13 protein-coding genes, 1 tRNA gene and 1 pseudogene are annotated in these 12,657 nt (G+C 34.3%); 11 read left to right on the forward strand and 4 right to left on the reverse strand.

What is annotated here, in order from left to right; all coding sequences use genetic code 11:
• Window positions 1–36: 36 nt before the first annotated feature.
• The 4 genes and pseudogenes from JFT95_RS04565 (at window position 37) to JFT95_RS04580 (ending at window position 2,860) form a co-directional block, all read left to right on the forward strand.
• Window positions 37–477, forward strand: coding sequence for a hypothetical protein (locus JFT95_RS04565; protein WP_201051596.1), 441 nt, complete (start codon window positions 37–39; stop codon window positions 475–477).
• 67 nt (window positions 478–544) lie between these two features.
• Window positions 545–1,056, forward strand: a pseudogene (locus JFT95_RS04570) (hypothetical protein).
• Window positions 1,057–1,214: 158 nt separating this feature from the next.
• A complete protein-coding gene (locus JFT95_RS04575) occupies window positions 1,215–1,811 on the forward strand; it encodes a hypothetical protein (protein ID WP_201051599.1) in 597 nt (198 codons plus the stop codon).
• A 395-nt stretch (window positions 1,812–2,206) separates the two neighbouring features.
• Window positions 2,207–2,860, forward strand: coding sequence for a hypothetical protein (locus JFT95_RS04580; RefSeq protein WP_201051600.1), 654 nt, complete (start codon window positions 2,207–2,209; stop codon window positions 2,858–2,860).
• A 497-nt stretch (window positions 2,861–3,357) separates the two neighbouring features.
• Here JFT95_RS04580 and JFT95_RS04585 read toward each other — a convergent pair.
• Both JFT95_RS04585 and JFT95_RS04590 read right to left on the reverse strand, forming a co-directional pair.
• Window positions 3,358–3,430, reverse strand: a tRNA-Val gene (locus JFT95_RS04585).
• 193 nt (window positions 3,431–3,623) lie between these two features.
• Window positions 3,624–3,839 (reverse strand): hypothetical protein, encoded by a 216-nt coding sequence (locus tag JFT95_RS04590; RefSeq protein WP_061689075.1) that lies wholly within the window; start codon window positions 3,837–3,839, stop codon window positions 3,624–3,626.
• A 283-nt stretch (window positions 3,840–4,122) separates the two neighbouring features.
• Between JFT95_RS04590 and JFT95_RS04595 the strand changes: the two genes are divergently transcribed.
• The 6 genes from JFT95_RS04595 (at window position 4,123) to calY (ending at window position 9,307) form a co-directional block, all read left to right on the forward strand.
• Window positions 4,123–4,350, forward strand: a complete 228-nt coding sequence (locus JFT95_RS04595) for a hypothetical protein (RefSeq protein WP_002086892.1) — start codon at window positions 4,123–4,125, stop codon at window positions 4,348–4,350.
• A 153-nt stretch (window positions 4,351–4,503) separates the two neighbouring features.
• Complete coding sequence (locus JFT95_RS04600) at window positions 4,504–5,790, forward strand: D-alanyl-D-alanine carboxypeptidase family protein (RefSeq protein WP_201051603.1); 1,287 nt, start codon at window positions 4,504–4,506, stop codon at window positions 5,788–5,790.
• A gap of 197 nt (window positions 5,791–5,987) precedes the next feature.
• Entirely contained in the window at window positions 5,988–6,557 is a 570-nt protein-coding gene (sipW, locus tag JFT95_RS04605) for a signal peptidase I SipW (protein ID WP_002064334.1), read from the forward strand.
• 62 nt (window positions 6,558–6,619) lie between these two features.
• Window positions 6,620–7,207 (forward strand): CalY family protein, encoded by a 588-nt coding sequence (locus tag JFT95_RS04610; RefSeq protein WP_063217402.1) that lies wholly within the window; start codon window positions 6,620–6,622, stop codon window positions 7,205–7,207.
• A gap of 164 nt (window positions 7,208–7,371) precedes the next feature.
• Complete coding sequence (locus tag JFT95_RS04615; protein ID WP_201051605.1) at window positions 7,372–8,277, forward strand: DUF4047 domain-containing protein; 906 nt, start codon at window positions 7,372–7,374, stop codon at window positions 8,275–8,277.
• 436 nt (window positions 8,278–8,713) lie between these two features.
• Window positions 8,714–9,307: a biofilm matrix protein CalY gene (calY, locus tag JFT95_RS04620; protein WP_201051607.1), complete on the forward strand. Its 594-nt coding sequence runs from the start codon at window positions 8,714–8,716 to the stop codon at window positions 9,305–9,307.
• Between the two features lie 82 nt (window positions 9,308–9,389).
• Here calY and JFT95_RS04625 read toward each other — a convergent pair whose 3' ends face one another.
• Together JFT95_RS04625 and JFT95_RS04630 are read right to left on the reverse strand one after the other, a co-directional pair.
• Complete coding sequence (locus JFT95_RS04625; RefSeq protein WP_002011473.1) at window positions 9,390–9,713, reverse strand: helix-turn-helix domain-containing protein; 324 nt, start codon at window positions 9,711–9,713, stop codon at window positions 9,390–9,392.
• A 79-nt stretch (window positions 9,714–9,792) separates the two neighbouring features.
• The gene (locus tag JFT95_RS04630; RefSeq protein ID WP_002011474.1) at window positions 9,793–9,927 is read right to left on the reverse strand and encodes an anti-repressor SinI family protein; all 135 of its coding nucleotides are present in this window, start codon (window positions 9,925–9,927) and stop codon (window positions 9,793–9,795) included.
• A gap of 341 nt (window positions 9,928–10,268) precedes the next feature.
• Here JFT95_RS04630 and inhA1 point away from each other — a divergent pair, with 341 nt between their 5' ends.
• Window positions 10,269–12,656 (forward strand): M6 family metalloprotease immune inhibitor InhA1, encoded by a 2,388-nt coding sequence (gene inhA1, locus JFT95_RS04635; RefSeq protein WP_201051609.1) that lies wholly within the window; start codon window positions 10,269–10,271, stop codon window positions 12,654–12,656.
• Window position 12,657 lies beyond the last annotated feature (1 nt).

Below are 12,657 nucleotides of genomic sequence, written 5' to 3' on the forward strand. Positions count from 1 at the left end.
ATATATAAATAAATTATATGAATGAGGAAAATAATTATGAAAAAAACTGAATATTTTTATATAGAAAAGGCAAGCGAAGAATTAGAACAGAAAATTAAAGATTTAATAATTGAGTGTAATTTGAAAGTCTCCAATGTAAAGATAAAAAATATGAAAGTAAATGATTTGAAAATGATGAATGCATATATAAAATCCAGATTAGAAGCAATGAAGCCTACTCACTTTTTGACTACTGCGGTAGCATTTGCTGTTGCAATTTTAACAATGATTCTAACAACACCTTTGACAATAAATGCAAAAAGTAATGCTTTTTTTGTGCTAATAATGTGTGGTGTGATATTTGCATATATATTTTTCTCGTGCTGGGTGAAGGAAACGAAGTATAAAAAGAATTTAGAGTTCTGTCATTATCTTATGAATTTGCTAGATATATATATTGAAGAAAAACAAAAAACAGAACAAGTAGATAAAATTTAAAGTATAAAGAATCCATAGATGGAAAATGGTGAGTACTATGAGATAGAAAGCAGGAACTTTTGAAAAAATAGAAACGAATGACTCATCTATTGAGCAACTTATAAACACATTTAAGCAACAAAACTTAAATGGTGGAGCAGTAATAAGCTGTTTTAAAGTACATAACGAAAATTTTTTCAAAGAAATACCTTATGAAATAGATACGAGCACTTTTTCAAAAAAGTCTTCAACTCTTTAGATATAATCAATAACTTAGAGGAATTAAAAATACATACATCAGAAAAATATAAGTTTCAATTTAAATATAATAGTGCGGTAATACTTGATGGGAGTATTGCATTTCAAATTATAAGAGGCGGAGCATATAAATATTTTCCAGAGAGAATGGTAGTTGCGAAGCAATTAGCGAGCGATGTATGCCAATACATGTTCCAAGATCGTTATGAGGATATTATAGTGTTCGAAAGTCAAAGCCCTTGGACAGATTGGTTTTACGATGTTGCGTGGGATGCTACTTGGATGGTGTTAGATAGTACGGAGCATAAAATGTGGTTAATTTGCGCTACGGATACGGATTGAAAGATAAAGAGCCTTGTAGAAATACTACAAGGCTCTTTATCTTTTGGGAAAGAATAGAAAACAAATCATATAAATGCTATACTAAAAAATGTTTGTAATGTCAGTTTCATACTATTGTATAATGCTGACTTACTAGAAAAGATAAGAGGAGAATGAACGTGAAAAAGATACAGAAATTATTGCTGTTAATGATGGTAGTAGGATTAACAGTAGGTGTTTTAGCAGGGTGTGCAAATCCGAAAGATACTACAGAAGAATTTTTAACAGCGATACAAAAAGGTGATGTAGAAAAGGCTCGTACATTTGTTGAGAGTGACAAGGAATTTAATAAACTAAATGAAAAAACAGATGATGTTGAGGCAAAAGCAATGCTGAGTGCAATTACGAAAAACTTTAAATTTGAAAAGCCAGAAGAAGTGTCGAAAAAGGATGACAAAGCAGAAGTGAAAGTGAAAATTACATCTGCTGATCTATCCGTTGCTGTAACAAAAGCAGTGGGAGAAGTTATGCCAATGGCCTTCGCTAGTGCTTTTAGCGAAGACAAAGAACAATCTGAAAAATCAATCGAAAAAACGATGACATCAGCAATCGTCAAACACTTATCAGATAAAGATGCAATCATGGCAACTCGCGAAGTTACATTGAACTTAAAGAAAAACAAAGATGGCGACTATAAAATCGTTGCAGATGATAACTTGAAAGAAGTATTATTTGCTAATGCGAAGTCTTTGGAGAAGATGTTTGGTGGGAAGTGATTTAGTTCTTGTAAAAGAGCGATATTCACAAAACGTTAGAGTGAGAATTTGAAAGTAGTAAAAAAAGATGCCAGCATTTGCTGGCATCTTTTTTTATGCAATCTATAAAAATGTGCTTATAACGAGCAATTATTAGTTGGTTATTTGCTTGTATATACTATGTTCCAATATTTATATTAACTATATGATGTTAATAACCAGACAAAGCAAAAATTTTTAGTATAGAGGGATAGGGGCTTACTACATGGAGGGTGTATAAGGTTGGTCATAAAAGCTATTCAAGATGGGAAAGAAGTTAGATGGAATAGTAGACGGGAAATCTTGCATTTTGTAAGTTATAAATGTATTAAATATATGATATATTAATATAATAAATTCAATTAGAGGAATAAATTATGAAAATTGTAAAGTCAAAGAAGTTATGGATTACTTTAGCAGTAATCGTTGGATTAGTAATTTCATATTCAATTGGCGCTAGTGGAGCCAAGGTCGCTATCGAGAAAGAAAAGGTTACATATGAAGAGGCAAAAGTGAAAGCAGAAGAAAAAGAGAATGAATTAATTTACACGAAGAGCAAAGTCAAAGAAGGTATTGATGCAGAGCAAAAGAAGCTTGATGATAAAAAAGTTGAAGTAGAAGAGACTTTGGCTCTAGTAGCTAATAAGAATCAATTAACATCAGAAGTTGATAAGTTGGGCAAAGATGTAGAGGCTAAGAAGGGTGAAGTAGGTAAATTAGATGGGGATATCCAAGCTAAGAATAGTGAACTACAGAAGCTTACAGAAGGCGTTAAAGCTAAGCAGGAAGAGCCTAGAATGTTAGGTGCAGGTGAATACATCGTGGGCAAAGATATTCCGGCAGGTCGTTATAAGGCTACGGCAGTAGGTCATGGTAGTAACTTTGTTGTATTCGATAGCAAGAGTGGTTCAGCAACAGTAAATACCATTCTGGGTAATAGTTCAGTAGGTCGTGGGGATTATACTTTCTTCGCTGGTAGTGGTGATATTATCAAGACAGCAGAGCAAGTTAAACTTATTCCAGTTGAATAAGTTTAAAGAAATACTGGAAAGAAGGAGTTAGAAAGCCTTCTAAAGCAATTACAAGAAGCTAAAGCTAAGAGAATCGACCACAAGTGCAGTCATCTTTGTGAGTAGCGTAGGCTTCATAAAATTAATAAATAATAAGATAGACAACAAGAGTAAATACAATCATGAAAAAATGGATAATTTGGGCGGTAATTTTTATATACATTCGGCGGTACTGCTATATAAGGGAATTGACAAAATCGAAGGGTATTATATGGCTAGTGAATACAGTGAGTTAAATAAACACGTTTATGTGGGGGGAGACGCATATAACTACATTATTAACTCGAATCTACTTAGAGTGTTCTTTGTACTTAGCGCAGCATTCTTTATCGCGGGGACTCTTTTAATCGCTACTGGATCGATTATCAAGGCTCTTAAGGAAAAAAAGTGGCATAAGCGGTTGAATTACCATATAAAAATAGCGATCTACCAACTGGTAGATCGCTATTTTTACGATATGACCCCGGAGAGGCTCGAACTCACGACCTCCACCCTGTCAAGGTGGCGCTCTCCCTGCTGAGCTACGGGATCTTAAAAAATGCTTATGTAATAGCATCTTTAATCATTATGCTAAAGCAATTATATATAATTAACTGAAATTTTACAATATTTTTATAGTAAGTTTTTAAAGAGGGAGCATGTGCAAGTATATTAGTAGTGAATAAAGGGAGAATTAATAAGGAGAGAACTGAATAGAAAGTAGGTTTTGAATGTAGGGGTTATATTATTTTCGATATTTATCTAAAGGATTTTCGTCACTTAGATCAACAAGTAAAGGACATAAGAATAGCAAAGGTAAAGCGGCGTTAGCATGATGAAAGGTATCATTAGACATATATTGTCTTCCGAAACAATACGGACAATCTTTTTCAAATGTTACAAGTATCGACCATACATCTTTTACTTTCCACTTCGTTTTACAATATGTACAACGCGCCATGGAGTTCCTCCTCATTTTAAGGTGTTTTCTAATATATTCCATTTGATTGTACTAAAGTCAAGTGTATTTAGTGTGATAGAATATAAGTTGGTTTGTTTTTTTATATGGATGTATTCCGTAATTTATGACTAAATGAATGTAGTGTGAGGGTTATATAATAAGAGATTTTCATTTTTAATATGCAAATTGGCCAATATATCCTTTTTACAATTTTTAAGAAATCATGTATAAAAGAAGTACAAGATATTTATAAATATTCAGGAGTAGAGGGAGAATAATTGTAATGGTAAGAAAAACGTTTAAGATGCGTGTGTCTAGAAATAGAACGATTTCGATTGATGGTTCGATTCTTGATGTGGATGTGACACATGATGAGTTTTTACAAGAGTTCGTTGAGTGGGTCGATTCTAAAGGTTGGTCGTTTATGGGGATGACAGATGAGATTACACCTGAGGAAGCTAGTCAAAATTTAATAGACTCATTGATTGATGAGAAGGATAAGAAAGAGTAATTCCTTCTTATTTTTTGTTGTATATTTATGTTCCTAATCGTAAAAGTGTGATATAGTAAAAAAGTGAATATTCTTCCAAATTAATACAAATTACATATAGGTTGGTAGAGGTATTTTATAGAATGTGAAAGTAAAGGGAAAAGGGAGAGTCATATGGTAAATTTTAAGAAAATTTCGGTTTTTGTTATGGTTATTTGTTTATTTTTTTTGACACCTATGACGTTATATGCTGAGACGAATATTGGAGTAAATCCGGAGCAAGTGGCACCTCCACCTGCGGAAGGGCCGAATGTTTTTAGTCAGTTTGCGACTACGATTGATGCGAAAACAGGGGATATGTTGTACGACAAAAATGCACATCATCGTGCGTTCCCTGCTAGTATGACGAAAGTGTTAACGGCGATTTTACTGATGGAGCATACGAAGCCAGAGGATCAATTTACGTTTTCACAATTAGCATTAGATCAAGAGAAGAGTAATTATCAAATTGAGTTTCAACCTGGTGAGACTATTAATAGAAATACTGCACTGATGATTTTAATGGTGCTGAGTGCGAATGATGTATCCTATGCGATTGCGGAGCATATTGGAGGAAGTGTTGAAAACTTCGCCAATATGATGAATGAAAGGGCAAAGCAATTAGGGGCTAAAGATAGTCATTTTGTAACGCCAAATGGATTGCATGATCCAAATCATTATACGACGCCATATGATATGGCCATGATTACGAGAGGTGTGCAAAAGTATCCTGAAATTTTACAAGCGATGAATACGAAAAGAACGACGGTTACGACATCTACGCAAACAGTTTCTATTTTTAATAAGTCTACTTATTTTGAAAATCCATATAGCATGGGTGGTAAGACAGGATTTACGAATGAAGCACGCAATACGCTCGTTTTATTAAATGAGAAGGATGGTAATCGTATTATAAATGTAGTAATGGCTTCTCAAAGACCTGAAATTTATGAAGATTTGAAGCAGATGGCGGAATATTCTTTTGGGCAATTTACGAAGCAAACTGTACTAGATAAACATAGTTGGCATCAAAAGACAACGTATTTAAATAAAGATGTTGATTCTGAGCTGGAAAAAAGTGCTGAGCTTATGCTAAAGAAAGATGAAGGGAAAAATATAAAAACGGCTTTTCGGGTTAATTCAGTGGATAAAGAATCTTTGTATCAAAAAGGAATTCATCGCGGTGAAGTAGTTGGTGCGGTAGATATTATAAAGAATAATCAAACGATTGCGACTATAAATGTTCTTTCAAAAGAAGATGTTACTTTTGCGATGCCTAAAAAAGATACAGTTGCACCTGAAGTAAAGGAATCGAATGTGAAAGTGATAAGTGTTGGAATAGGTGCGATTTTATTATTTGGAGCGATTTTATATGTAGTGCTGCGCCGAAATAACCAAGGGATGAAATCAGAAGAAAAATAAATTGCTAGTAGACCGTGATGAGATTTTGTCACGGTCTTTTTTGTATGCATTTCAAAAATGATTTAACTAATAATTGTAAATTTTCACCTTGCATTTCTTGTTTGTTCGTTATATTATTTGTGTATGTTCTTGTTAAAGAACAATTAGAGCGTTATTAATTTCAAAATGATATAAAACAACAGAGAGGGAGAGAGACGATGAAATTAATTTGGAAGGTGATTAGCAACGTTATCTCATTTGTTTTATTTGCGGTAATGGTTTGTTTAGCTTTTGTAGTTATTTCTTCAAAAGCGAGTGGTGGTGATCCAACAGTGATGGGATATCAATTTAAGAGCGTTCTTTCAGGATCGATGGAACCAACATTTTTAACAGGATCAATCATTGCGATAGAGCCAACGAAAGATGGTTCTAAATATAAAAAAGGTGATGTTATTACGTTTAAAGAGAAAGATGACAAAATTATCACTCACCGTATTATCGGTGTGAAAGATACAAATGGAAAAGTAATGTATGAAACAAAAGGAGATAACAACAACGGACCAGATTTAGCACCAGTACTTGCAGAGAATGTAATCGGAAAGTATGCAGATATTACAGTTCCATACGTTGGTTATGGACTGAATTATGCGAGTTCAAAAGCGGGAGCAGCATTACTTCTCATTATTCCTGGAGTCTTTTTACTTGGCTATTCCGCAATTTCTATTTTTGGTGCTATTCGTAGCATTGACGGAGAAAAGAAAGATAAAAAAGTAGAACAATCCGTCTAGTTCGTTTGGTTGTACTTTCCGTTTAGGAAGTTAACAAATATATATATTAAGGGGATATGGACATGACTTTAAAGAAAAAATTAGGAATGGGTATCGCATCAGCAGTATTAGGAGCAGCATTAGTTGGTGGAGGAACATTTGCATACTTTAGCGATAAAGAAGTGTCAAATAATACATTTGCGGCTGGTACACTTGATTTAGCGGCAAACCCATCAACAGTTGTTGATGTATCGAATTTAAAGCCTGGCGATACAATTAAAAGGGATTTTAAACTAGAAAATAAAGGCTCTTTAGATATTAAAAAAGTTTTACTAAAAACAGATTACAAAGTAAGCGATGCGAAGGGCGACAATAAAGATGATTTTGGTAAACATATTAAAGTAACATTCTTAAAAAATGTAGATAAGCATGAAACAATTGTAAAAGAAACAACGCTAGATAAATTGAAGGGTGACACACTTACAGCGGTAGACAATGATTTATCTGCTTGGTTCTGGGATGAAAAAGGTATTTCTGCAGGTAAGTCAGATAAATTTACAGTGAAATTCGAGTTTGTTGATAATAAAAAAGACCAAAATGAATTCCAAGGCGATAAACTAAATTTAACTTGGACGTTTGATGCACAACAAACAGATGGTACAGAAAGATAAATATATTATAAAAGGGGCTATCAATTTGATAGCCCCTTTTATAGTTAAATAGCGTGGATTGGAATGTATTTTTCTAGGATATGGCTATCATTTTGTACAGGTCTTTATTATAATAAAAGTAACGTTCTGTATAAAGAACACATTGTTCGATGGGAGAGATTAAGATGTTGAAAACACCTCGCAAATTAAAAAGGATGCTTATATTGCCGTGTATGTGCTCTATTACGTTTTATTTAGGCTCTCAAGTGATGACGTATACAGAAGCTTCATTTATTCACGAAACGAAAGTAGAAGCCACTCTTTCTACAGCGATTATATTTCCGAAAACAGTTGATACGTTAAAAGAGCAAGCTGAGCAACATAAACAGCTTATTGGACATGAGTATGGAGAAATGAAAGCGAAATTGAAAGTTACTTCTATTGAAGAAATAGAACAAGCAATTGTTGTATGGCAGCAAGGGCGTGAGAAAATTGCTTCTGAGAAGGAGGCTTTACAAAAAGTATATACTTTAATAGAAACGCCTTATAATCAAATACAAGAAGAATTAAAAGTGAACAAAAGTGAATCAATTCATCAAGTATCCTTGTATGTGAACGAAGGTTTTCATAGTATTAAAGAGAAGCGTGATTATGTTGATAAAGAAGCTAGTTTGCAAGCCATTGATGAACAAATTCAGGCTCTACAACAACTATTAAAAGATGAAACAGTAAAGAAACAGAATGAAACAGAAGCACAAAAGAAAGCAGAAGAACAGAAAAAGTTAGAAGAACAGAAGAAAATAGAAGAACAGAAAAAGTTAGAAGAACAGAAGAAAATAGAAGAACAGAAAAAGTTAGAAGAACAGAAGAAAGCAGAAGAACAGAAAAAGTTAGAAGAACAGAAGAAAGCAGGAGAACAGAAAAAGTTAGAAGAACAGAAGAAGTTAGAAGAACAGAAAAAGTTAGAAGAACAGAAGAAGTTAGAAGAACAGAAAAAATTAGAAGAGCAGAAGAAAGCAGAAGAACAGAAAAAGCTAGAAGAGCAGAAGAAAGTAGAAGAACAGAAAAAGCTAGAAGAGCAGAAAAAATAGAAATAGATAAACAGCCTGATCAAGTGGAGCATGAAAAGGCACTTCAACTGATCCAGTGAAACAGCTGGAGAATAACAAAGTGGTGCAAGGTGAATACGAATGCATTAGCTGTAAATAGCTTATAAAAAGGTAATGCTTATATGAGTGTGAGGAAACGTCAGTCCTCACCTCTTTGTCTTATTTTCTTTTCTTATAGGATTAAATATGAATAATGGTTAAGTTATCAAATTATATTTATAAAAAACAGAAAAATCAAAAAGATATTGATAAATAAAAAAAATGAAATATATATTGTATTTATATAGTCTCGTTCGTTATAATGAACTTAAGGTTTTAAAAAAAGAACAAATATTAGCTAAGCTAATATAGTTTTAGTTACACCTCTTATTTTGAAATAAGAGATAAAAATACAAAAAACAGCTAGGGGGAATTGATTGTGAGTCTGAAAAAGAAATTAGGTATGGGAGTTGCATCAGCAGCATTGGGGTTATCTTTAATTGGTGGAGGAACATTCGCTTACTTTAGCGATAAAGAAGTATCAAACAATACATTTGCAGCTGGGACGTTAGATCTTACATTAAACCCTAAAACGCTTGTAGATATTAAAGATTTAAAACCAGGGGATTCTGTTAAGAAAGAGTTCTTATTAAAGAACAACGGTACTTTAGCAATTAAAGATGTTAAATTAGCGACAAAGTATACTGTGAAAGATGCAAAAGGTGATAATGCTGGTGAAGACTTCGGTAAGCATATTAAAGTGAAATTCCTTTGGAACTGGGATAAGCAAAGTGAGCCTGTATATGAAACAACTTTAGCGGATTTACAAAATGTGGATCCAGATCTTTTAGCTAAAGACATCTTTGCTCCTGAGTGGGGAGAAAAGGGTGGATTAGAGGCTGGCACAGAGGATTACCTATGGGTACAGTTTGAATTCGTAGACAATGAAAAAGATCAAAATATTTTCCAAGGTGATTCATTGAATTTAGAGTGGACATTCAATGCTAACCAAACAGATGGAGAAGAAAAATAATAAATAAAAAAAGCGGGGGATTCCCCGCTTTTTTTTATAAAGAAAAAAAGAAGTGCCCGTTTTAAGCACTCTTTTATATGTATTATTGTTGATTTTTCTTCCATTGTGTAAATTCGAGAAATTCACGAAACTGTTCTTTTGAGACACCAGAGCTCATCGCATCTTTAACGAGCTGTGTCCATTCGGAGTCTAGATGACTTTCCGTTGTTGTTTCATCGTGAAGTAAAGTATCAACTGGAATTTGTAGAACAGCTGCAATTTTTTCAAGAAACTGAATAGAAGGGTTTTTTTGTAAATTCCGTTCTATAGAACTAATGTAAGATTTAGCGACACCAGCTTTTTCGGCGAGTTCTGTTAATGAAATGCCTTTTTGTAAACGAAGGCGTTTTATACGTTCTCCTATCATATTTGCGCACCTTTCTATCAATATGTAGTCGTCTTATGATGTGATTATTATAACATAAACTTCGTTAAAAAGAACGAGGCTATTGAGCCTGGCTCGTATGCTTCATACGTTGAAAAAAGTGTTCAATATCTTGCAGGGCAATGCCAGCATCTAGAGCTTCAAGTATTAAATCAATCCATTCTTGATCTAGTGAGTCAGCCTTATCTTTGTACAAATGTAATTCCTCCCTAATTAGTGGTCATAATTGCTGCTACAGAATATATGATAATGCAATCGGATTTTGTATTTTATATAGTGAATTATCAAATATTTTGTAGATGAAACAAAGATAAAATCCCATTAAATTCCCTCTATGGCGATTATAAAGTTTCTGGCAAATATTTTCAATATTTTCTGAAAACATTGTTGAATTGTGATATATTCGTATACTAACTATGAAATTTTTACAAATATATTAAAAAAATTACATAATATAACTAAATATTGAAAATATATTGAATTTTTAATAATATAAAGTATGTAATACATATTTTATATTAGGGGAGGCAATAAGGGATGAAAAAGAAACCATTTAAAGTGTTATCATCAATTGCTTTGACAGCTGTTCTAGGCTTGTCGTTTGGTGCTGGAAGCCAGTCTGTATACGCTGAAACGCCGGAGAATAAGACAGCTACAAGTCCAGTTGATGATCACTTAATCCCAGAAGAGAGATTAGCAAATGCGCTAAAAAATCGTGGGGTAATTGATTCGTCAGCTTCAGAGACAGAAACAAAGAAAGCTGTCGAAAAGTATGTAGAGAAGAAGAAGGGTGAAAATCCTGGGAAAGAAGCGACAAATGGGGACCAACTTACGAAAGATGCATCTGACTTTTTAAAGAAAGTAAAAGATGCGAAAGCAGAAACGAAAGAAAAGTTAGACAAACCGGCAACAGGGACACCTGCAGCGACAGGCCCAGTTAAAGGCGGTCTAAATGGTAAAGTACCAACTTCTCCAGCAAAGCAAAAAGAATATAACGGTGAAGTTCGAAAGGATAAAGTACTCGTTTTACTTGTAGAGTATGCTGATTTCAAGCATAACAATATTGATAAAGAACCTGGCTACATGTATTCTAACGATTTTAACAAAGAACACTATGAAAAAATGTTATTCGGTAATGAGCCATTCGCGTTAGATGATGGAAGCAAAATCGAAACGTTTAAACAATATTACGAAGAGCAATCTGGTGGTAGTTACACTGTTGATGGAACAGTTACAAAATGGTTAACAGTTCCTGGTAAAGCTGCTGATTACGGTGCTGATGCTGCAACAGGTCATGATAATAAAGGGCCAAAAGGACCACGTGATCTAGTAAAAGATGCATTAAAAGCAGCTGTAGATAGCGGTCTTGATTTATCACAGTTTGATCAGTTCGATCAATACGATGTAAATGGTGATGGAAATCAAAATCAACCGGACGGTTTAATCGATCACTTAATGATTATTCATGCGGGTGTTGGACAAGAAGCTGGCGGTGGTAAATTAGGTGATGATGCAATTTGGTCACATCGCTGGACAGTTGGACCAAAACCATTCGCAATTGAAGGTACACAAGCGAAAGTTCCATATTGGGGCGGAAATATGGCAGCATTCGACTACACAATTGAACCAGAAGATGGCGCGGTTGGTGTATTCGCACATGAATATGGTCATGATTTAGGTCTTCCAGATGAGTATGATACAGACTATACCGGTCATGGTGAACCAATTCAAGCTTGGTCTGTTATGAGTGGCGGAAGCTGGGCTGGTAAGATCGCAGGAACAACGCCAACAAGTTTCTCACCACAAAATAAAGAGTTTTTCCAAAAAACAATCGGTGGTAACTGGGCAAATATCGTAGAAGTAGATTACGAGAAATTAAATAAAGGTGTCGGTCTAGCAACATATTTAGACCAAAGTGTTACGAAATCTAGCCGACCAGGTATGATTCGTGTTAACTTACCAGATAAGGATGTAAAAACAATTGCTCCAGCATTTGGTAAACAGTATTACTACAGCACAAAAGGTGACAATCTTCACACAAAAATGGAAACACCACTGTTTGATTTGACAAATGCAACGAATGCGAAATTCGATTTCAAATCATTATATGAGATTGAAGCTGAGTATGATTTCCTTGAAGTACACGCTGTAACAGAAGATGGTCAACAAACGTTAATTGAAAGAATTGGTGAGAAAGCAAATAGTGGAAATGCAGCTACGACAAATGGGAAATGGATTGACAAATCATATGATTTAAGTCAATTCAAAGGTAAGAAAGTAAAATTAACATTTGAGTACATTACAGATGGTGGTTTAGCATTAAATGGTTTCCTACTTGATAATGCGTCATTAACAGTAGATGGTAAAGTTGCATTCTCAGATGATGCAGAAGGTACATCACAATTTAAATTAGATGGTTTCGTTGTTTCTAGCGGAACAGAGAAGAAAAAACATAACTACTATGTAGAGTGGAGAAACCATACTGGATCAGATAGCGCATTGAAATTTGCTCGCGGTCCAGAATATAACTCAGGTATGGTTGTATGGTATGCAGACTCAGCTTACTCAGATAACTGGGTTGGTTTACATCCAGGACACGGTTTCCTTGGTGTAGTTGATTCTCATCCAGAAGCAATTGTAGGAACTTTAAATGGTAAGCCGACAATTGACAGTAGTACACGATTCCAGATTGCTGATGCGGCGTTCTCATTCGACAAAACGCCAGCTTGGAAAGTTGTATCTCCAACGCGTGGAACATATACGTATAATGGCTTAGCTGGTGTACCGAAGTTTGATGATTCGAAAACGTATATTAATCAACAGATTCCAGATGCAGGACGTATTTTACCGAAGCTTGGTCTGAAGTTTGAAGTAGTAGGACAAGCTGATGATAATTCTGCAGGTGCTGTTCGTTTATACCGTTAAT

The organism is Bacillus sp. TH17, assembly GCF_016651125.1.
In the GTDB taxonomy this organism is placed as follows: Bacteria; Bacillota; Bacilli; order Bacillales; family Bacillaceae_G; genus Bacillus_A; species Bacillus_A mycoides.